The following is a 20,952-nucleotide window of genomic DNA, read 5'->3' as shown; positions in this document are numbered from 1 at the left end:
TCAGGCCGTTTCCGCGAAGATTTCGCGACCGATCAGCATGCGCCTGATCTCCGAGGTGCCCGCGCCGATCTCGTAGAGCTTGGCGTCGCGCAACAGCCGGCCCGTGGCATACTCGTTGATATAACCGTTGCCGCCGAGCGCCTGGATGGATTCGAGCGCCACCTGGGTGGCCTTCTCGGCCGCATAGAGGATACAGCCGGCCGCGTCCTTGCGGGTGGTCTCGCCGCGGTCACAGGCAGCTGCCACTGAATAGACATAGGCGCGGCAGGCATTCATCGTCGTGTACATGTCCGCAAGCTTGCCCTGCATGAGCTGGAACTCTCCGATCGGCGTGTCGAACTGCTTGCGTTCATGAACGTACGGAACAACGATGTCGAGGGCGGCCGCCATGATGCCGACCGGCCCGGCCGCCAGCACCACGCGCTCATAGTCGAGGCCCGACATCAGGATCTTGACGCCCTGCCCCTCCTCACCGAGCACGTTCTCGTAAGGCACCTCGCAATCCTCGAACACGAGTTCGCAGGTGTTGGAGCCACGCATGCCGAGCTTGTCGAGTTTCTGCGCCGTCGAGAAGCCGCTCATGTCCTTTTCGATCAGGAAGGCCGTAATGCCCCTTGGCCCGGCCGCCATGTCCGTCTTGGCGTAGACGACAAGCGTATCGGCGTCGGGACCGTTGGTGATCCACATCTTGTTGCCGTTGAGCACGAAGCGGTCATTGCGCTTTTCGGCGCGCAGCTTCATCGACACGACATCCGACCCGGATCCGGGCTCCGACATCGCCAGTGCGCCGACATTTTCGCCGCTGCACAGTTTCGGCAGGTATTTCTGCTTCTGCTCGCTCGAGCCCCAGCGATTGATCTGGTTGACGCACAGGTTGGAATGGGCGCCGTAGGAAAGGCCGACAGAGGCCGACGCGCGGGAAATCTCCTCCATGGCCACCGCATGGGCCAGATAGCCGAAGCCGGTGCCGCCGAAATCCGGGTCGGCGGTCATGCCGAGCAGGCCGAGCGCCCCCATCTCCTGCCACAGATGCATGGGGAACTGGTTGGTCTCGTCAATTTCGCCGGCAAGCGGCGCGATCTTGTCCTGGGCGAAGCGGTGCACCGTCTCGCGCAGCTGCTCGATATCGTCGCCCAAGCCGAAATTCATGCCGGTGGTAAACACGCTCAGCTCTCCTTCATACCGACGGCACCCGATATCATGCCGACATAGAGTTCCTCGATCTGGTTCAGCGAAAGACGTCCTTCGGGCTTGTACCAGGCGGTGACGCCCGTCAGCATCGCGATTACGGCCATTGTGGCGACGCGCGGGTCGCTGACGGCGAAGACTTTCGCCTTGCTCCCGGCCTCGAGAATCCGCCCGAGGCTCTGTTCGTAGCGACGGCGCAATTCCTCGATTTCGGAAAAATTCTCTTCCTCGAGATTGCGCAATTCCATGTAGGAAATGAAGACCTCGTCGCCGCATTGGACGTGATAGCGTATGTGGAAACGCACGAAAGCGATCAGCGCCTCGCAAGGCGGCAGGCTGTCGTCCCGCTCCGCTTCCCATGCCGACAGAAGCCGTTCCATATGCTCGACCATGAGGCCGCGCAGCAGGTGCTGCTTGGTCGGGAAATGGTTGTAGATGGCGCCCGCCTGCAAACCGATCTCACGGCCGATCTGGCGCATCGATACGGCCGCATAGCCGTAGCGCGCAAACAGCGAAAGGGCGGCAAGGCGCACCTTGTCCGCCGTTTCCGCGCCGATCGATCCAACCTTGCGTGCCATCCTGCTCCCACCGGACCGTCGTGTCGGTCGCCTTCCCCCTCATCGCCCGCGATCGCGCCGTTTCGCGGACCAGTAAAGAAATGAACGTTTGTTTAATTAACAGGCGCCTCGGGCACCGTCAACCGCGATGCATCCTGTGTCGCCTCCAACACGTCATCCCTCATATTCGCGGTGCCGTCCCTGCGGCACCGTCAGGCAAGCCAGCGCTTGCGCCGCTTGTAGTGTTTCACGTCGCGGAACGATTTGCGGCCCTCTCCCCCGACGCCGAGATAGAATTCCTTCACGTCCTCGTTCTCGCGCAGTTCCGCAGCTGCGCCGTCCAGCACGATACGGCCCGATTCAAGTATGTAGCCGTAGGTGGCGTAGCGCAGCGCGATATTGGTGTTCTGTTCGGCCAGCAGGAAGGAAACTCCCTCCTGCTCGTTCAGTTTGCGGACGATTTCGAAAATCTCCTCCTGCAGCTGCGGCGCCAGCCCCATGGACGGCTCGTCGAGCAGGATCATCTTCGGCCTTGACATCAGCGCCCGGCCGATGGCCGTCATCTGCTGCTCGCCGCCCGACGTGTAGCCCGCCTGGCTGCCGCGGCGCTCGCGCAGACGGGGAAAATAATCGTAGACCATTTCGAGGTCATTTTTGATCGCGGCATTCCCGTCGCGGCGCGTGAATGCGCCGGTCAGAAGGTTCTCCTGGATCGTCAGATGGCCGAAGCAGTGTCGGCCTTCCATCACCTGGATACACCCCTGCCGCACCAGTTCGTTCGGCGTCAGGGATTCGACTTGCTTTCCCTCGAACTCGATGGAGCCCTTGGTCACCTCGCCGCGCTCCGCGTGGAGCAGGTTCGAAACCGCCTTGAGCGTCGTCGTCTTGCCGGCGCCGTTCGCCCCGAGCAGCGCGACGATGCCGCCGCGCGGGACCGTCAGCGATACCCCCTTCAGGACGAGGATCACATGGTTGTAGATCACCTCGATATTGTTCACCGAAAGGATGGTGTCTTCGGCCGGTGCCGGCTGTTCGGTCGTCTCAGCAATGCTCATGGCGCGGGGGTCCCGTCTGAAATTGTCAGGCGACCGCGCCCCGGAAGGGCGCGGCCGTGGACTGCATTAGTTGCAGCGTTCCGGAATGTTGTTTTCCTTGGCGAAGGCCAGGGAGTCTTCCATGATCAGCGGATCGATGACCGCGCGGTCCGCCGGACCGAAATCATTGATCAGCGTCCAGGTGCCGTCCGAGGCGTTCCACTGCTGGATCGCGCCGAGGCCCGGTCCGCCGTGGTTTTCGCACGACACGTTGATTTCAGGACCGAAGCCCGGAAGGCCCAGTTCCTCGAGGCGGGCGGCGTCGATCTTCAGCGCCTCCATGCCGTCGCGCATCTGCGCCGGGGTCAGGTCCTTCGTGTTGTGCAGGGCCTGGGCCGTGCGCGCGGCTTCCGCGGCGAGCATGGCGGCATAAAGGCCGCGGTTGTAGAGAACCGTGCCGATCTGATCGCCAGCACCGGCGGCCTTGCCGGTGTCAACGACGTGTTTCTTGATGTCGTCGAAGACCGGGAAATCGGAACCGACGCCGTGGAAGGTCACGGCCTTGTAGCCGTTCGCGCCTTCGCCGGCGGGCAGCACGTCGTTTTCGGAAGCGGACCACCACACGCCGATGAAGTTCTCCATCGGGAAGCGGATGTTGGCGGCTTCCTTGATCGCGACCTGGTTCATGACGCCCCAGCCCCACATCAGGACGTAGTCGGGACGCTCGCGGCGGATCTGCAGCCACTGCGACTTCTGCTCCTGACCCGGATGGTCGACCGGGATGAGCGTCAGCTCATAGCCGTGCTTCTTGGCCAATTCCTCGAGCGTGCGGATCGGCTCCTTGCCGTAGGCCGAGTTGTGGTAGACCAGCGCGATCTTCTTGCCCTTCACGTCGCCGCCATTCTCGTCGAGAATGTGGTTGACGATGATCGAGGCCGCGTCCCAGTAGGTTCCGGGATAGTTAAACACGTGGCTGAAGATCTTGCCGTTAGCGGCGGACGTACGGCCGTATCCCATGGAATGCACGGGAATACCGTCAGCCGTCGCCTTGGGGATCAGCTGGTAGGTGATGCCGGTTGAAAGCGGCTGGTACAGAAGCGAACCCTCACCCTTGGTCGATTCGTAGCACTCGACGCCTTTCTGGGTGTTGTAGCCGGTTTCGCATTCCAGCACCCTGGCCTCAACGCCATTGATGCCACCGTCACGCTCGTTCAGCAGCGTGAAATAGTCGGCGTAGCCGTCAGCAAACGGAATCCCGCCTGCAGCATAAGGACCGGTCCGGTAGCTCAGCGACGGAAACACCAGATCGGCCAAAGCCGGTGTGCCTCCGACCATAGCGGCCGCAACGGTCACCATTGCCAGTTTGCTCAGTTTCATGTCTTTCCTCCCTGGGTAAAACAGACACGCTTCACAACCCCTTACGGGGCTCAATTGCCCTCGGCCGTCCTAGTAGGGGAACGGCCAAAGACGCAATTTTTCCTTCGCCAGCCGCCAGAGCTGGGCCAGCCCGTGCGGTTCGACGATGAGGAAAAAGACGATCAGTCCGCCCACGAGCATGATCTCGAAATGGGCGGCCAGGTCGGTTGGCCATCCAAGGCCGCCAACCATTACGTTTTTCAAAAGCACAGGCATCAATGTCAAAAATGCGGCGCCCAGAAACGATCCGAGGATCGAGCCCAGCCCGCCGATGATGACCATGAACAGGACCAGGAACGAAACGTTGATGCCGAAGGCCTCCGTCGGTTCCACCGCGCCCAGCCAGACGGAAAAATAGAGCGCTCCTGCGACACCGATGTAGAAGGAACTCACGGCAAAGGCCGAAATCTTGGCCTTCAGCGGCTGCACACCGATGATTTCGGCCGCGATGTCCATATCCCGGATCGCCATCCAGGACCGGCCCAGCGTACCGCGCGTCAGGTTGCGCGCGATCCACGCAAACAGGAACACCAATGTCAGACAGAACAGGTAAGTGGCCCAGGGCGGCGCGCTCGCGCCGGTCACGGCGATCCCGAAGATGGTGCGTTCGGGTGCGGTGATCTGGCCGGAGGCCGAGTAGTTGTAGAACCACGGCACCTTGTTAAAGAGCCACACAAGGAAGAACTGGGCCGCCAGTGTCGCCACCGCCAGGTAAAATCCCTTGATGCGCAGCGATGGCAATCCAAACAGCATGCCGACAAAGGCTGTCACGCCGCCTGACAGGATGACAACGATGAAAATGTTGAGATCCGGAAACGCGGTCATCAGCTTGTAGCAGGCATAGGCGCCCACGGCCATGAAACCGCCGGTGCCGAGGCTCACCTGACCGCAATAACCGGTCAGAATATTGAGCCCCAGTGCCGCCATCGACCAGACGAGCAACGGAACGAGGACAGACTTTTCCCAGTAGTCGTTGATGAAGAACGGCACCACCAGGAAGGCGATGACCATGGCACCCCAGAACAGGTAGCGCTCCGACCTGATCGGAAAGGTCTGCTGGTCGGCAGCATAGCTGGATTTGAAATCACCGGTCTCGCGATACAGCATCTCGGTTATATCCTCTCGATGATTTTTTCGCCGTACAGCCCCTGCGGCCGGAACAGCAGGAACGCCAGCGCCACCATGTAAGCAAACCAGTTTTCGACGGCGCCGCCGACGAGCGGTCCGACATAGGCCTCGGCGAGTTTCTCGCCGACGCCGATGATCAGTCCGCCGACAATAGCGCCCGGGATGGACGTGAAGCCGCCCAGGATGAGCACCGGCAGGGCCTTCAGCGCAATCAGCGACAGCGAGAACTGCACGCCCGACTTGGCGCCCCACATGATCCCTGCCACCAGCGCCACGAAACCCGCGATGGACCACACAATCACCCAGATGCTGCGCAGCGAGATACCGACCGAAAGGGCCGCCTGGTGGTCGTCCGCCACGGCGCGCAGGGCGCGGCCGGTGGCCGTGTATTGCGAAAACAGCGTCAGCGCGACCACCAGGACGACGGCAATGATCGCGGCCGATACATCCAGCGTGTCGATATACATGCCGAAATAGTCCGAACCTGCCGGCGCCCAGTTCCGGGTCACGTCCTCCCACCAGAATGAGCCGCCGCTTGGCAGACCGACATCTAGCGCCTTCACATCAGCGCCCCACATCAGATCGCCGGTGCCTTCCAGGAAATAGGCAAGGCCGATGGTCGCCATGAACAGGATGATTGGCTCCTGGTTGACCAGATGCTTCAGCACAACCTTTTCAATCAGGAAGGCCAGCGCAATCATCACCAGCATCGTGACCAGAATGGCCAGTACCGTGGGCAGACCGGGCCCCCAATGGTGTACATCGGTGCCCAGGACGGCATTGATCAGATGGGCAAAAGGCACCTGTCCGGTCTGCAGGCCGACGAGAGTCAGCGCCGCGAACAGCGCCATCACGCCCTGCGCGAAGTTGAAGATGCCCGAGGCCTTGAAGATCAGCACGAAGCCGAGCGCCACGAGCGAGTACATCACCCCGGTCATCAGCCCGTTGAGAACGGTCTCGATAAAGTTCAAAAAGTCAGGACTCACGCCTCGTCCCCCATGTCATGCGGTACTCGAGCTGCGACTGGCCGGTCAGTCATGGCTGACCCCCAGATAGGCATCGATCACGTTCTGGTTGTTGCGCACCTCGTCGGGCGTTCCGTCGCCGATCTTGCGGCCGTAGTCGAGAACCACCACACGGTCGGACAGATCCATCACGACGCCCATGTCGTGCTCGATCAGCGCGACCGTTGTGCCGAACTGCTGATTGACGTCGAGCACGAAGCGGCTCATGTCCTCTTTTTCTTCCAGATTCATGCCGGCCATCGGCTCGTCGAGCAGCAGCAGCGCCGGATCGGCGGCCAGCGCCCGGCCGAGTTCGACTCGCTTCTGCAGCCCGTAGGGCAGCCGCCCGACGGGTGTCTTGCGGATGTGCTCGATCTCCAGGAAGTCGATGATCTTCTCGACCGTCTCGCGGTGGGCCAGCTCTTCGCGTTGCGCCGGGCCGACCCACAGGGCCTGGGTCAGGAGATTGCCGTGCATCAGCGTCATCCGGCCGGTCATGATGTTGTCCAGCGTCGTCATGCCCTTGAACAGGGCGATGTTCTGGAACGTGCGGGCAATGCCCTGGCTGGCGGCGGCGTGCGGCTTCATACGGCGACGCTTTTCACCGCGGAACGTGATGGTGCCTTCCTGCGGGTGGTAAAAACCGTTGATGACGTTGAGCATCGAAGTCTTGCCGGCGCCGTTGGGCCCGATGATCGCGCGGATCTCGCCTTTCTTGATGTCGAAGGAGACGTCGGAGATCGCTTTGACGCCGCCGAACGAGAGCGAGATGTTGTCGACATGCAGCAGCATGCCGCCTTTCTCGATGCCGTCGTCGGCCCGAAGGCTGCCTGGATCGATATGCTGGTTCATTCCGCAGCCTCCTTGGTCGCGCCGACCGCCGGATGGGTATGCATGTCGGAAATCTGCACCGTCGCCGAGATGCTTCCCTTGCGTCCGTCCTCGAAGGTCACTTCGGTCTCCACGTATTTTTCGGCGGAGCCGTCATAGAGCGCCTCGATCAGAGGCGTGTAGCGTTCCTCGATGAAGCCGCGGCGCACTTTCTGGGTGCGCGTCAACTCGCCGTCGTCGGCGTCGAGTTCCTTGTGCAGCACCAAAAAGCGTGCGATCTGCGATCCGGCCATCAGTTCCTCGCCCGAAAGGTCGCGGTTCACCTGGTCCACGTGCTCGCGCATCATCTCGTAGACCTGCGGCAGTCCGGCAAGCTCCTGGTAGGACGCGTAGGAGATATTGTTGCGCTCGGCCCAGTTGCCGACGGCGGCAAGATCGATGTTCAGGAACACGGTCACGAAGTCCCGGTCGTCTCCGAACGCCACGGCCTCGCGGATATTCGGGAAGAATTTCAGCTTGTTCTCGATATATTTTGGAGCAAAAAGCGAACCGCTTCGGAGCTTGCCCACATCCTTGGCGCGGTCGATGATCTTCAGATCGCCGCGCGCATCGAAGATGCCGGCATCGCCGGTGCGCACGAAACCGTCGTCGGTGAAGGTCTCCTTCGTCTTTTCCGCGTCGGCATAATATTCGACGAACATGCCCGGCGACTTGAACAGCACCTCGCCGTCGTCGGAAATCTTGATTTCCACGTCCGGCACGGCCTTGCCGACGGTGTCGGCATGGATCTCGCCGTCCTTCTGCGCGGTGACGTAGAGAAACGCCTCCGTCTGCCCGTAGAGCTGCTTGAGATTAATGCCCAGCGCCCGGAAGAAGGAAAACAGGTCCGGCCCGATGGCCTCGCCCGCCGTGTAGGCGGTGCGGATGTTGGAAAAGCCGAGCGTGTTCTTCAGCGGCCCGTAGACCAGCATCTCCCCGAGCCAGTAGCCGATGCGCCCGCCGAGCGGCACGGAACGTCCCTCGAGGATTGCCTCGCCATACTTGTTGGCGACGTCCAGATAGTGGCGGAACATCCACTTTTTGATCGCCCCCCCATCCTCCATGCGGATCATCACATTGGTGAGCAACTGCTCGAAGACCCGCGGCGGCGCGAAATAGAAGGACGGACCGATCTCGCGCAGGTCGTGCGCCACCGTCTCCGGACTTTCCGGACACGCCATGCAAAGGCCGGAAACGTAACCTTGCGCGTAGTTCAGGTAATGGTCGCCCGCCCAGGCCAGCGGCAGATAGGCGAGCACGTTGTCGTTTTCGCTGAGATGGTCGAACTCGGCAGTGTCGCAGGCCGCCTTGACCGAGGTCCGCGCCTTCAGCACGACGCCCTTCGAGCGCCCCGTGGTACCGGAGGTGTAGAGGAAAACCGAAACCTCCTCGCCGTCCGAGGCCTCGATCGCGTCGGCCCAGGCCTTGGCCCGGCCGGAATCGGCCTCCATGGCCTCACGGCCCGTCTTCTGGACCTCGGCGAACTCGCGCAGATGCGTGTGGTCGTAGTCGCGCAGGCCACGCGGCTCGTCATAGACCACGTCCTTGAGCAGCGGGATCTCGTCGGAGAACGACAGGATCTTGTCGACCTGCTCCTGGTCCTGAACAACCGCGAGCCGCACGCCGGCGTGGTTGAGCACATAGGCCATTTCCTCGGCCACCGCGTCGGCATAGACCGGAACCGGAATCGCCTTGAGCGCCTGTACGGCGCAGAAGGTCCAGTAGAGTCGCGGCCGGTTGGTCCCGACAATGGCCACCTTGTCGCCCTCGCCGACACCGATCTCCTGCAGACCGATCGAAAATGCCCGGATTTCCTCGAACTGCTGCTTCCAGGTCCAGCTCTGCCAGATTCCCAGATCCTTGTGGCGCGTTGCCGTCCGGTCGGCAAAGCGGCTGGCGTTCAACAGCAGATATTGCGGAAAAGTCACCGGCTTACGGCCGGCATCGCTGCCCGTCGATGGCATTCCCCAGATTCTCCTCCCAAGCCCGGCAGAGCCTCCATCCGCCGGCGAAGCGCATGCGCTTCTTCATTTTTGCGCTCAATAAAGAAATGAACGTATGTTCTTTTAATCAAATGTTTCGGCCGCGCGCAAGCGACTTTAGTAGAACCTATTCAAATCCATGCATTTTTCAAACGGTTTATTCCACCGCGGCGGGCATCGGCGAAACAATATTGCGCCCGCCCAACCCGTTCATTTGTCACGCAATATCGCCGTTAAGGCCACAGCCGTGAAGGCTGCGACATTTTTTCCGCTCCGGCGGGCTCCGATCCGCGTTTCGCGCTCGACATTGCCTAAAATCAAGGCAACTATTGAACGTTCGCCGCCGCATCAGGCGCGTCCAGTCGACGATCAGGAACCACATATGCGTCACATCACAATCACCGACATGCGCGTGCGCATTGTCAATGTTCCGGTCAAGGCCACGCATTCGCACGGCAGCGGCGATGTCAGCGCCATCCGCAGCGTCGTTCTCGAACTTGTCGCCGACAGCGGCCACACGGGCTGGGGCGAAGCCTCGCCATGGCCGGTCTTCACCGGCACGGCCGAAGCCAGCGCGGCGGCGCTGAACACCCATTTGCGCCCGCATGTCGTCGGCGCCAACGCGCTGCGGCGCGAGCAGATCATGGCAGCCGCCGACCGGGTCGTCGTGCGCTGCAGCGAGGCGAAGGCGGCACTCGAAATGGCGCTGCTCGATGTTGTCGGCAAGACGCTCGGCCTGTCCGTCGGTCAGCTCATCGGCGGGCGCCGCCGCAACAGCGTGCCGGTCAGCTTCACGGTGGCCAACCCCGTCTTCGAGGAAGACATGGAGATCATCGCCCATCTCTACGGCAGCGGCGTGCGCATCTTCAAGCTGAAGACCGGCTTCCGCGATCACCGCTTCGACATCATGCGGCTGGAGAAGATCCGCGAGACCTATGACGAGGGCGTCGATCTGCGCATCGACTACAATCAGGGCCTGAAGGCGGTCGACGCGATCCGCACCCTGCGCGACATGGAGCCCTTCCGGCTCGGTTTTATCGAACAGCCGACGCCGCGCGACAATCTCGAGGCGCTGGCGGCGATCTCGGCGGCGATCGACACGCCGGTCATGGCCGACGAATCCGTCTTCAATCCGCGCGAGGCGCTGGTTGCGGCGCAGATGCGGCTAACCGACATCTTCTCGCTGAAGGTGATGAAAAGCGGCGGCATCGCACGCGCCCAGGAAATCGCCGCGATCGCCGGAGCGGCCGGGATCGGGGTCTATGGCGGTTGCATGTTCGAGACGGGTCTTGCCCATCTCGCCGGCGCCCATCTGGTCTCGGCCCTGCCGGAGATCGATCTCGGCTGCGAATTCTACATGCCGACCTACTACGCCAAGGACGATATCCTCACCGAGCCTTTCCCGATCAGAAACGGCGCGGTCCACATTCCCGAGGACCCCGGTCTCGGGATCGAGGTCGACACGGACAAGCTCGACCAGTACACCGTTGAAACGCTTGCTGCGCCCGCATGACGACTTCGGCAGGCGGTGCGGCCGCTCGCCCGGCGCCGAGAGGAGACGCGACGTGAGAATTCTGTTGGCCATGATCAGAGGCGCGATCGCACTTGTTACCGCACTTGCGCTTTACGGCGCGGCTTCAGCCGCGGATGTCGTGCACTTCCGGAGCGCTGAACTGGCGAGCAAGGCAAGCGGGCAGGACGACCGGAATAAAGGCAACGGCTTTCCGATCTGGGGTCACCTGGCCCGGCCGGACCGGGAGGGAAGCCTGCCGGCCGTCGTTATGATGCATGGCTGCGGCGGGATGCAACAAGCCCATTTCGAGTGGGCGTCACTGCTGAACGAACTGGGTTACGTGACCCTCGTCGTCGACAGTTTCCGGCCGAGGAGCGTGATCCGCGTCTGCACCTCCGACGGCCGGCCGACGGCGCCCGCGCAACGGGCGCTCGACGCCTACGGAGCGCTGGCCTACCTGCAGGGCCTGCCCGGCATCGATCCCGATCGCATCAGCCTCATCGGTTGGTCGCACGGCGGGATAGCGGCGCTCGAGGCGGTCAATGCCAAGGGCATCTCCCGGCAGTTCGACAGCGGGTTCAACTCCGCCGCCGCCTTCTATCCGTACTGCATCCCCGACCGTGAGTTCGATATTCCGGTGCTGGTCCTGATCGGCGAGGCCGACGACTGGACACCGCCCGAGCTCTGCAGGACGCTGGCCGACCGCAACCGGGCATCAGGAATGCTCGAACTTGTTACCTATCCGGACGCATTCCACGGTTTCGACAATGAGGATTTCAGCGAGGGTTTTTTCGTAAGCGGCGCATCCGGCGGCAGGCACTGGCTGCAATACGACCGCACCGCGCACGCCGATTCCGCCAAGCGTATCACGGACTTCCTGGCCGAACACCTTATGAGCCGCTAGCTGGCGTCTCCAGGAATGCGGCATAGTCTTCGGCAACCGCTTTGGTCGCCGCATCGAAAAGCGCCCTGCCCTGTTGCGGCGTCGCCAGTCCCGAATGCGATCCCACCCGGCCATCGGGAAAGCGGGCGCGGTGCGCGTCGGGCGCCCCGTGACGGTCGCCGGCATGATCCCTGACATATCGCGCCGAGAGCTTCTCCGGCGGATCGAGGTCCTGCGCCTCGACGACCCGGTGGCGGTATTGTGTGATGGCAACTTCCGAAGGGGTCGCATGCATGCCCTCCCAGTCGCCGTAATAGTCGCGGCGCAAGGCATTGACCGGGGTAAAGTCCCACCAGCTGCGGATGCGGACCGCGGCAGGTTTCGATCCGGTGGCCGCCTGCAGCGGCTCCAGGTTGGCGCCGTGGGCGTTGAGGATGTAAACGTGCCGGAATCCGTGCTGAACGAGGCCGTCGATTACCTCGCCGACCACCTGCCCGAACGTTTCCGCCGACACCGACAGCGTGCCGGGAAAGGCCATGTTGAAAGGCGCCGGCGTATATCCGATGACCGGCGCCACCATGGCACCGCAGAGTGCCCCGGCGCCCTCCGCGATATCCTGCGCACACAGGCTGTCGGTTCCGATCAGGCCGATCGGACCGTGCTGTTCGGTCGAACCGGTCGGCACGATGACCCCGTTGCTGCCTTGCAGATAAGCCTCGACCTCGGGCCATGTGCAAAGATCCAGCCTCATGCTGGGGTTCCGGTCACCGATCCGACCCAGGCTGCAAGTGCCGGCCGGTAGCTGTCGAGCTCCCATGCGATGCTCGGCTCGCGCTTCAGCGCCTCGAAATAGGCGGCGACCGCATCAGGCAGAACGACGCCGAGATCCATCGGCCGGTTCAGCATCTCGAGAAAGGTCAGCGTGATCGGATAGCCGCAATCCGCGAGGCTGAGGGTCTCGCCGGTCAGCAATGGCGACGGATTTGCCATGCGTTCGAGCTGCGCCAGCCGGTCGGCGATCACCAATGCCTGCCCGGCCACGAAATCCGTGTCGCGTCTGTCCGGATCGACATGGGCAAACAGCGCCCGCACCGCCGGCTCGAGCCTGGTGTCGTGAAAGCGCGACAGCGCCCGCGCCTGCGCCCTTTGCCCCATGTCGCGCGGCAACAGGGCCGGCTCGGGCACGAGCTCGTTCAGATATTCGTTGATCGCCTCGGATTCGACCAGGAGGAAGCCGTCGTGTTCGATCGCCGGCAATGTTCCCGACGGGACGATCTCCCGGTAGGCGTCACTGCCGTAGCCGCCGGGCGGCTGGATGTCCTCGAAGGCAAGCCCCTTTGCCCGCAATACGATCCGCACTTTGGCGCTGTAGAGGCTGGGTGGAATGGAATAAAGTCTGATCATGGGCGCCTCAAACGAAGGGACCGCCTGTGCGGCGGTCCCCCATTATGCCTTGTCTCGCGTCGCGCGCTAGTTCGAAAGCTGCCACTTCTTTCCGAGCGCATCGAAGAAGCCGCGCTCTGCCTTGAGCTTGATCCAGGTGTTGACATAGTTGATCCAGATCTGGTCGGACTGCGGCATCAGCATGGCGATCGGTGTCGGTGCCTTAGGCGCGGAGACCGTTACAACAGCCATCTGCGGATATTTCGCCACAAGCTTGTAGGCCTCCACATTGGAGGTGATGTGCGCGTCCGCGCGTCCGGCCAGCACTTCCTGGAAATCACGCGCCGGCGCCTCGACGATCTGGTGCGTTGCATCCGGGAAGAACTGCTTGACCTGCTTTTCCTGGGTTGTGCCGAGCGTTGCGGCGACCGTTACCTCCGGCTTGTTGAGGTCGTCCCAGTCTTTGAACTTGCCGGCATTCTCGGCAAGGATCAGCGGCACGGTGGCAAGCGAGAAATAGCTGTCGGAATAGCCCGCCGCCTTGGCGCGGGCCGGCGAGATCGAAGCCGATCCGGTGATGTGGTACTTGCCCGAGACAACCCCGTTGACCAGGGTTTTCCAGTCGGTCGGGACGAATTCCACTTCAACGCCCAGGTCCTTGGCGAGCTCGTTCATGACATCGATGTCGTAGCCCGTGTAGCTGTTGGTCGCCGGGTCGCGCATAGTCATCGGGTTCCAGTCGCCCGTTGTGCCCACCTTCAGAACGCCGTCGTTGAGGATTTCCTGCAATGCCGATTGTGCGTTGGCTGCCGCGGCTCCGGCAACGAGCATGACCGCCACAAGGCATGTCTTCACCAGTCTCATGGGTTTTCTCCCTTTGATGTTCCCTCAATTATGTGCCTCTCGCGGTGTCCTGAAACAGCGCAAAAATTGCAATCGAATAAATTTGTTGCACGACAATAAACTCAATGATACTCAACGGAGTCAACAAAAATAACGCAAATCACTATCACCGATTGGGGCATTTGCCCCGCTTCGCGGATAGCGGGAACGCAGCGCGGCGGGCCGGCCGCAGCGACGGCCGCACGGCGCCGCCCATGAGGGAGAAGGCCATCGTGACGCAAGTTGACGGTGCAGCCGCAGGCGCTCCGATCATCGAGATGAGCGGCGTCTGCAAGTGGTTCGGGGAATTCCAGGTCCTCAAGGACATCGACCTGCTTGTCCGTACCGGCGAGAAGTTCGTCGTCTGCGGCCCGTCCGGGTCCGGCAAGTCGACCATGATCCGCTGCATCAACCGGCTGGAGACGCATCAGCAGGGGCGCATCGTCGTCGACGGAACCGAGCTCACCGATGACGCGCGCGACATCAGCGCCGTACGCAGCGAGGTCGGCATGGTGTTCCAGCAGTTCAACCTGTTTCCGCACCTGACGGCAATCGAAAACCTGATGCTGGGTCCCGTCCGCGCCCGCAAGATGTCGCGCAAGGACGCCCGTGAGCGGGCCGAGTTCTACCTCGAGCGCGTTCATATTCCCGAACAGGCCGACAAGTATCCGGGCCAGTTGTCCGGCGGGCAGCAGCAGCGCGTGGCGATCGCCCGTTCGCTGTGCATGGAGCCGCGCATCATGCTTTTCGACGAGCCGACATCGGCGCTCGATCCGGAGATGATCTCGGAGGTCCTCGATGTGATGACCGAGCTGGCCGAGAGCGGCATGACCATGATCTGCGTGACCCACGAAATGGGCTTCGCCCGCCGCGTCGCCGACACCATGGTGTTCATGGATGCCGGCGAAATCGTCGAGACGGCCGATCCGGAGACCTTCTTCGGCAGCCCGCGCAGCGACCGCTGCAAGAGGTTCCTGCAACAGATCCTCGGGCATTGACGGGCGATCGCGAAGGGAGGGAAAGGCAAATGGCGTTCTTGAAACCCGGTGCAGTCAGAATTGCCGCAGTCTGCATGCTCGCTCTGCTGGTGACCGGATGTTCGGCCAATTGGGGCTGGTACGTGGTCTCGCCGACCACCAAGACCGGGATGTCCAACCTCCTGTTTCTGCTCGGCGGTCTCAGATACACGCTGCTCCTGTCGTTCACGGCGATCCTGATATCCATCGTGCTCGGCCTTCTCGTCGCGCTGCCCGGCCTTTCCGACAACCGTTATCTCAAGCTCTTCAACCGCACCTATGTCGAATTCATCCGCGCCATTCCGATCCTGGTGATGATCCTGTGGGTCTATTACGGCCTGCCGCAGCTCGGCGACATCAAGATCGGCGTGTTCTGGGCCGGCGTCATCGCGCTGGCACTGTCCGACAGCGCCTTCCAGGCGGAGATCTTCCGCGCCGGCATCCAGTCGATCCACCGCGGTCAGTACGAGGCCGCGCAGTCGGTTTCGCTCAACTATGTCGACACCATGCGTTTCGTGATCCTGCCGCAGGCGATCAAGCGCATCCTGCCGGCGCTCGGCAACCAGCTCGTCTACATGCTGAAGATGTCGTCGCTCGTCTCCGTCATCGGCATGCAGGAACTGACGCGGCGCGCCAACGAGCTTGTCGTCACCGAATACCGCTCGCTGGAGATCTACACGATCCTGGTGCTGGAATATCTGGTTCTGATCCTCATCGTGTCGGCCGGCGTGCGCTGGCTCGAGCGCCGCATGCGCGCCGATGAGCGGGGCTGAGGCAAATACAAGAAGACAAGGAGGCCGGAGAAAACGATGTCAGCCTGGATCGAGATGATCGACGACAAGGATGCCGGGGACGACCTTCGGGACGCCCTGGCGCTGGCGCGGACGCCGCACGGAACGGTGGACAATGTCATGCGGGTGCATTCGCTGCGACCCAGCACCATGCGCGGCCATGTCATGCTCTACCGGGCGGCACTGCACGACGATGCCAACACCCTGCACCCCTGGCTCCAGGAAACCGTCTCCTCCTACGTCTCGCTGCTCAATGGCTGCGCCTATTCGTTTGCCAACCACTGGGCCAATGCCCGCCACCTGATTGCCGATGAAAAGCGCGCGGACGCGATGGAAGCGGCCCTGCGCGCAGACCGGCTGGAAACGGCCTTTGGCGCCGACGAGATCGCGCTGCTGGCTTACGCGCGCAAGCTCACGCGCGAACCCGCCGCCATGACCGAGGCGGACGTCGAGCGCCTGCGCGCCGCCGGTTACGACGACGGCCAGATCCTCGAGGCCAACCAGATCATCGGCTATTTCAACTATGTGAACCGCAGCCTGAACGGGCTCGGTGTGACGACCGAAGGCGACGTCATCGGCTATTACGCAGAAAATTCCGTGGGCTGATATTGCATGATAGTAAATTAATTGCGTATAGTGCATCGACAACGATGATGGAGGAATACGCATGTCCCATCCGGCGCCAAGACAAGTTGAACGCGAACTGATCCCGGTGATCGATATCGGCCCGTTGCGTGACGGGTCGGACCCGGTCGGCGTTGCCAGGCAACTGCATCGCGCCAGCCGCGAGGTGGGCTTCATCTATGTTTCCAACCACGGCATACCCGAGGAGGCCATCGAGGCCGCGCGGTCCACGGCCATGGAGTTCTTCCGCAAGTCCTTTGACGACAAGAACAGGGTCGCGGTCAGCGGCGCGCATCGCGGTTTCCTGTCCGTCGGCGGCGCAAAAATGCAGGACGATGCCAAGGCCGACCTCAAGGAGAGCTTCATATGGGGCTATGAGAACGCCGAGGGCGTGACGCCCGACGACCACAGCCTGCGCGGCGCCAACCGCTGGCCCGGTTTCATGCCTCGGATGCAGGCGGTCTCCATGGAATATTTCAATCGGGTCCACGAGGTGGCGCATCATCTCATGCGCGGCTTTGCGCTCGGGCTTGACCTGCCCGAAGACACATTCCTGAAGACCAACGACGCGCCGCTCAGCCGCGCGTCCTACGTCTATTATCCGCCGCAGGAAAACGGCAACTCGGGCCAGTTCGGTGTCGGGCCGCATACCGATTTTGGCGTCCTGACGGTGCTGTGCCAGGATTCCGTCGGCGGCCTGCAGGTGGAGACGCTGGACGGCGAATGGGTCGCCGCTCCGCCGGTTCCCGGCACGCTGGTCGTCAATGTCGGGGATCTTCTGGCGCGCTGGACCAATGGCGAATACCGCTCGACACCGCACCGCGTCATCAACACGTCCGGCAAGGAACGCCTGTCGCTGGTCCTTGCCTATGACCCGGAACCGCGGACCATGATCGACCCGCGCGACATATTCGGGTCGGACTGCGCGATAAAGGAAGAGCCTATTTCCTGCGGCGACTATCTGCAGTGGCGTTTCGCCAAGGCCTTTTCCTACCGCAGCGACGATGGCAAATAGAAACGCAAACAAAGGAAACCGGACGCGCCGCTGATGACCGACCAGGTAGTCAACAAGAAACCGCTATCCGAATTCGGTGTCGACGAGGCCGTCGGCAAGGCCCTGCGCGCCCTGCGCGAAGCCAACAACCTGACGGCCCGCGACCTCGCCGCCAGTTCCAATGTTTCGGCTGCCATGATCTCGCGCATCGAAAACGGCCAGGTCTCCCCTTCCCTGTCGACGCTCGAGGCACTGGCCCGGGCGCTCGAGGTGCCGATCGTCAGCCTCCTGCGCGAAACCGGAACGGCAACCGCCGATATCACCCACGTCAAGGCCGGCAAGGGCCTTGTCTCGACGCGGGTCGCCGGCCGCCACTCGCACGACTTCGTCGCCCTCGGCTTTCATCGCCGGACGGGGCTTGAATTCGAAGCGCTGATGGTCACGCTCGATCGCCGCGACGACTCGCGCCCGCCGATCTACAACGGGCACGGATGCCTGTTCGTCTACGCCCTCGAGGGCGAGGCGATCTATCTTTACGGCGACCGCGAGATCCACCTATGCGCCGGCGATTCGCTGAGCCTCGATGCGGAGTTGCGCTACGGTATCAAGGAAGTGCTGACGCCGGTGTTCCGCTTCCTGTCGGTCCAGGCATCGGGGCGCTAGGGGATGGTGCATGCGCAAACCGACGATCTTGCCGAGGCGGCCCGCAACCTGCTGATCAACTGTGCCAGGGCCGAGCCGGGCGATTCCGTACTCATTCTGCACGAAGACCCGGATCTCGGCTGGTACGACCTCGAGGCGCCGCGGGCAGTCGCCGCCGAGGCGCAGCGGCTCGGCATGACGGCGACGCTGCGTTTGGTCGGCGGACCCGACGAGAGCGGCAAGCTTCCCCAAAGCATTCTTGAGGCCATGGCGGCGCACGACCAGACGGTGTTTTTCGCCAGGATCGGCGACCAGGGCCGGTTTTCCATCCGCCAGTCCGGACGGCCGGCGGTCATGTCCTACGCGATCAATGGCGAAATGCTTGCGTCGTCCTTCGGCCGCTTCGACTATGCCGCCTTCCTCGATCTGAAGGACGCGCTCAACCGGACACTCGACGCGGCCCGGCAAATCCGCATCACCTGCCCGAACGGCACCGATCTCGCCGGCCGTTCCATCATCGACGCGGCGGAAGCCGATGATGTCTCGGTCAAGCGCTTCCCCATGGGCGTCTACAAGCCCATCCGGATGGAGGGCTTTTCTGGGCGGGTCGCCATCACCCGCTATCTGACACCGACCAATTCACGCCCCTATTCTCCGGCCTGGCTCGCAATGGACGACACCGTCATGGCGACGGTCGATGGCAACCGCATAACCGGCTTTGAAGGGGATGCCGCATCGGTCCGCGCCGTCGGGGACCACTACCGCCATGTTTCCGAGACATTCGCCATCAAGCCGATGTTCGTGCACTCCTGGCATTCCGGCATGCACCCGGCCTGCGCCTACCGGATGCCGGCAAAGGACAATCCCGACCGCTGGTCCAACACCGCCTTTCCCAATCCGAGGATCCTGCATTTCCACACCTGCGGTGCCTATCCGCCGGGCGAAATCTGCTGGATGGTGTTCGACCCGGTCGTGACCGTCGACGGCACTCTCCTTTGGAGCCGTGGAACGCTGAACCGTGAAATCAACGACGGTATTGCATCGGTCTTTGCGCGGCACCCCGGCCTTGACGCCCTCTTCGACGATCCGTCGCGCGAAATCGGGCTTGACACTCCGTAAGCAGAAACTTACGGTAAGTCGTGACTTACGAAATAGCCTTGACCGCGCTTGCCGATCCGTCGCGCCGGCGCATATTTGAGTCGCTGCGCCACCGGCCGCGAACCGTGACGGAAATTGCCGCCGGTCAGCCGATCAGCCGCCCGGCCGTGTCGCAGCACCTGAAGACACTGCAGGACGCCGGCCTCGTTGCCGCGAGGCCGCAAGGGACGGCACGCTATTACAGCATCCGCCGCGAGGGACTTGCCGAACTGCGGGCCTACCTCGACGGCTTCTGGGACGATGTCCTTGCCGCCTATGCGGACGAAGTGAAGAAAACAATGGGAGAATAACATGGTCGATCCGATCAAGAAGCTGATTGTCGTTCAGTGCGATCCACACACCGCCTTTTCGGTCTTTGCCGAGCGCACCACCGACTGGTGGCCGCTGGACAAGCATTCGCTGACCGCGGGACGCACCGGCAATCCGGCGAAATCGGTGACCATGGAGCCGGGTGTCGGCGGCCGGATCATCGAGACGACGCCCGAGGGCGAAGAACTGCATTGGGGCTCGATCAAGGTCTATGAGCCCGGCAAGGTCCTGTGCTTTTCCTGGCATGTCTCGGAGCCGGTCGAGAGGGCGACGGAAGTTGAAATCCGCTTCGAGGAAGTGTCGCCGCAGCAGACGCAGGTCACGCTCGAGCACCGCAATTGGCACGTCCTCGGCGAAGGCGGCGAAGAGAGTCGCGGCCATTACAACAATGGCTGGGTGCATGTGTTCGAGGACTGCTTCGGCGGCGCCTGCCAGGCGCAGCGGGCGCGCGCCTGAGGGGCGCAAGGCGCCCCGCAACTCAGCTTATCTCCGGGCACGGCTTCCGCTTTACGCGCGAAAAATTCGAATACGCGTCCGTGCAAATGCCGTGCAACTATTCGTAGCATCCGCCGAGCGGGAGCGCTCGACAATACTTATCCACAGGCTAACTATCTGTGATAATTAGATCACAGGTCGGTTTCATCTTGTTTCAGGGCGACGATCCGGCATTTCAAAGCAATTAATAATCTATTAATATTTGTAAGTGCGGCGCGATTTTTTGGGGCAGGGACTATCGTCATGAGTATTCGCACAATTCTAGCAGCCGCAATGGCTTCATCGTTGCTGGCAGTCGGGGCACATGCAGCAGACGTTGCTGTAGAGGAAGTGGTGGTCGCACCGGCCCCACCGGCGCCCGATCGCTGGACCGGACCCTATGCCGGCCTGCACGCAGGCTATGGCTGGGGGGACGCCAACTGGAGTTTCGCGCCAGGTTCGTTTTGGACCACTGGACCTGGGGCTACAGGGGCAACGGGCGGCACCCTGTCGCCGGACGGCTTCATAGGCGGCGGACAGGTCGGATATCTGCACCAGAACGGCGACTTCGTATTCGGTGTCGATCTTTCCGGGTCCTACGCCGATTTGGATCAGACCATCGCTTCACCTGCATTTCCCGCATTTGACACCTGGTCATCCGAAATCAACTTCCTGGCTCTGGCGCAACTGCGAGGGGGATTCGCCTACAACGACTGGCTGATTTTTGCCCAGGGCGGCTATGCCGGAGGTCACGCCGAGGCGACGGGCACCGCCTTGTTCGGCATTGGCGCAACCGATTCGAAGTGGCACAACGGATGGACCATTGGTGGCGGCGCCTTGTACAAACCAACCCAGAACTGGTCCTTTGGCGCCGAGTACAACTATATCGACCTCCAGTCGAAAACGTATGACTTTGCTGTGGGCTTTGGTGCCGACCCGCTAACCGTCGACTACGAGATTCACGCGGTCAAGGCGACGTTGAACTTCCACTTCAACTGAACCAACTGCGAATGGCTGAAAAAGGCGGGCAACGACAGCCCGCCTTTTTTGTTGCCCGCACACATCGGTCATCGCAAATGACACGCGCGTGACGATCACTTAGTG

Annotated in this window: 22 protein-coding genes; 11 read left to right on the top strand and 11 right to left on the bottom strand. The window is 62.2% G+C overall.

Translation table 11 applies throughout. The features are described from left to right. The 8 genes from E4M07_RS00935 to E4M07_RS00900 form a co-directional block, all read right to left on the bottom strand. Entirely contained in the window at nt 1-1,149 is a 1,149-nt protein-coding gene (locus E4M07_RS00935) for an isovaleryl-CoA dehydrogenase (RefSeq protein ID WP_136657455.1), read from the bottom strand. A gap of 17 nt (nt 1,150-1,166) precedes the next feature. After that, the gene (locus E4M07_RS00930; protein ID WP_136656410.1) at nt 1,167-1,766 is read right to left on the bottom strand and encodes a TetR/AcrR family transcriptional regulator; all 600 of its coding nucleotides are present in this window, start codon (nt 1,764-1,766) and stop codon (nt 1,167-1,169) included. Between the two features lie 191 nt (nt 1,767-1,957). Next, nucleotides 1,958-2,800, bottom strand: a complete 843-nt coding sequence (locus tag E4M07_RS00925) for an ABC transporter ATP-binding protein (protein WP_136656409.1) — start codon at nt 2,798-2,800, stop codon at nt 1,958-1,960. Nucleotides 2,801-2,866: 66 nt separating this feature from the next. Then, nucleotides 2,867-4,156 carry an ABC transporter substrate-binding protein gene (locus tag E4M07_RS00920; RefSeq protein ID WP_136656408.1) on the bottom strand — a complete coding sequence of 430 codons (1,290 nt, stop codon included), beginning with the start codon at nt 4,154-4,156 and terminating at the stop codon, nt 2,867-2,869. Between the two features lie 69 nt (nt 4,157-4,225). After that, complete coding sequence (locus E4M07_RS00915; protein ID WP_136656407.1) at nt 4,226-5,302, bottom strand: branched-chain amino acid ABC transporter permease; 1,077 nt, start codon at nt 5,300-5,302, stop codon at nt 4,226-4,228. A 5-nt stretch (nt 5,303-5,307) separates the two neighbouring features. Further along, nucleotides 5,308-6,309, bottom strand: a complete 1,002-nt coding sequence (locus E4M07_RS00910) for a branched-chain amino acid ABC transporter permease (RefSeq protein ID WP_169054044.1) — start codon at nt 6,307-6,309, stop codon at nt 5,308-5,310. Nucleotides 6,310-6,354: 45 nt separating this feature from the next. Then, nucleotides 6,355-7,179 carry an ABC transporter ATP-binding protein gene (locus tag E4M07_RS00905; protein ID WP_136656406.1) on the bottom strand — a complete coding sequence of 275 codons (825 nt, stop codon included), beginning with the start codon at nt 7,177-7,179 and terminating at the stop codon, nt 6,355-6,357. Continuing rightward, nucleotides 7,176-9,161: an AMP-binding protein gene (locus tag E4M07_RS00900; protein ID WP_136656405.1), complete on the bottom strand. Its 1,986-nt coding sequence runs from the start codon at nt 9,159-9,161 to the stop codon at nt 7,176-7,178. The genes E4M07_RS00905 and E4M07_RS00900 overlap by 4 nt, the downstream gene beginning before the upstream one ends. A gap of 400 nt (nt 9,162-9,561) precedes the next feature. Here E4M07_RS00900 and E4M07_RS00895 point away from each other — a divergent pair, with 400 nt between their 5' ends. Beyond that, on the top strand, nt 9,562-10,692 hold the full coding sequence (locus E4M07_RS00895) for an enolase C-terminal domain-like protein (RefSeq protein ID WP_136656404.1): 1,131 nt from the start codon (nt 9,562-9,564) through the stop codon (nt 10,690-10,692). A gap of 52 nt (nt 10,693-10,744) precedes the next feature. Continuing rightward, nucleotides 10,745-11,596, top strand: a complete 852-nt coding sequence (locus E4M07_RS00890; RefSeq protein ID WP_136656403.1) for a dienelactone hydrolase family protein — start codon at nt 10,745-10,747, stop codon at nt 11,594-11,596. On the opposite strand, the gene E4M07_RS00885 is transcribed toward E4M07_RS00890, so the two are convergent. From E4M07_RS00885 to E4M07_RS00875, 3 genes are all read right to left on the bottom strand, one after another. Next, entirely contained in the window at nt 11,583-12,326 is a 744-nt protein-coding gene (locus tag E4M07_RS00885; protein ID WP_136656402.1) for a creatininase family protein, read from the bottom strand. The genes E4M07_RS00890 and E4M07_RS00885 overlap by 14 nt on opposite strands. Then, nucleotides 12,323-12,979: a glutathione S-transferase family protein gene (locus E4M07_RS00880; protein ID WP_136656401.1), complete on the bottom strand. Its 657-nt coding sequence runs from the start codon at nt 12,977-12,979 to the stop codon at nt 12,323-12,325. Before E4M07_RS00880 ends, E4M07_RS00885 begins: the two co-directional genes overlap by 4 nt. Before the next feature lie 66 nt (nt 12,980-13,045). Beyond that, complete coding sequence (locus E4M07_RS00875) at nt 13,046-13,822, bottom strand: transporter substrate-binding domain-containing protein (protein ID WP_136656400.1); 777 nt, start codon at nt 13,820-13,822, stop codon at nt 13,046-13,048. Nucleotides 13,823-14,055: 233 nt separating this feature from the next. Here E4M07_RS00875 and E4M07_RS00870 point away from each other — a divergent pair, with 233 nt between their 5' ends. From E4M07_RS00870 to E4M07_RS00830, 9 genes are all read left to right on the top strand, one after another. Continuing rightward, complete coding sequence (locus E4M07_RS00870; protein ID WP_281404972.1) at nt 14,056-14,838, top strand: amino acid ABC transporter ATP-binding protein; 783 nt, start codon at nt 14,056-14,058, stop codon at nt 14,836-14,838. 29 nt (nt 14,839-14,867) lie between these two features. Beyond that, nucleotides 14,868-15,629, top strand: a complete 762-nt coding sequence (locus E4M07_RS00865) for an amino acid ABC transporter permease (protein WP_136656399.1) — start codon at nt 14,868-14,870, stop codon at nt 15,627-15,629. Between the two features lie 36 nt (nt 15,630-15,665). Beyond that, complete coding sequence (locus tag E4M07_RS00860; protein WP_136656398.1) at nt 15,666-16,253, top strand: peroxidase-related enzyme; 588 nt, start codon at nt 15,666-15,668, stop codon at nt 16,251-16,253. A gap of 61 nt (nt 16,254-16,314) precedes the next feature. Next, a complete protein-coding gene (locus tag E4M07_RS00855; RefSeq protein WP_136656397.1) occupies nt 16,315-17,286 on the top strand; it encodes a 2OG-Fe(II) oxygenase family protein in 972 nt (323 codons plus the stop codon). A gap of 33 nt (nt 17,287-17,319) precedes the next feature. Next, the gene (locus E4M07_RS00850; RefSeq protein WP_136656396.1) at nt 17,320-17,928 is read left to right on the top strand and encodes an XRE family transcriptional regulator; all 609 of its coding nucleotides are present in this window, start codon (nt 17,320-17,322) and stop codon (nt 17,926-17,928) included. 3 nt (nt 17,929-17,931) lie between these two features. Beyond that, a complete protein-coding gene (locus tag E4M07_RS00845) occupies nt 17,932-19,026 on the top strand; it encodes a hypothetical protein (protein ID WP_136656395.1) in 1,095 nt (364 codons plus the stop codon). A gap of 20 nt (nt 19,027-19,046) precedes the next feature. Further along, entirely contained in the window at nt 19,047-19,355 is a 309-nt protein-coding gene (locus tag E4M07_RS00840; protein ID WP_136656394.1) for a metalloregulator ArsR/SmtB family transcription factor, read from the top strand. A gap of 1 nt (nt 19,356) precedes the next feature. Continuing rightward, the gene (locus tag E4M07_RS00835; RefSeq protein WP_136656393.1) at nt 19,357-19,830 is read left to right on the top strand and encodes a hypothetical protein; all 474 of its coding nucleotides are present in this window, start codon (nt 19,357-19,359) and stop codon (nt 19,828-19,830) included. A 282-nt stretch (nt 19,831-20,112) separates the two neighbouring features. Continuing rightward, nucleotides 20,113-20,847, top strand: coding sequence for an outer membrane beta-barrel protein (locus E4M07_RS00830; protein ID WP_136656392.1), 735 nt, complete (start codon nt 20,113-20,115; stop codon nt 20,845-20,847). Nucleotides 20,848-20,952 lie beyond the last annotated feature (105 nt).

The sequence above is a fragment of the Nitratireductor sp. XY-223 genome (assembly GCF_004959855.1).
Classification (GTDB): Bacteria; Pseudomonadota; Alphaproteobacteria; order Rhizobiales; family Rhizobiaceae; genus Hoeflea_A.
This window is presented reverse-complemented; position numbering and strand designations above follow the sequence as displayed.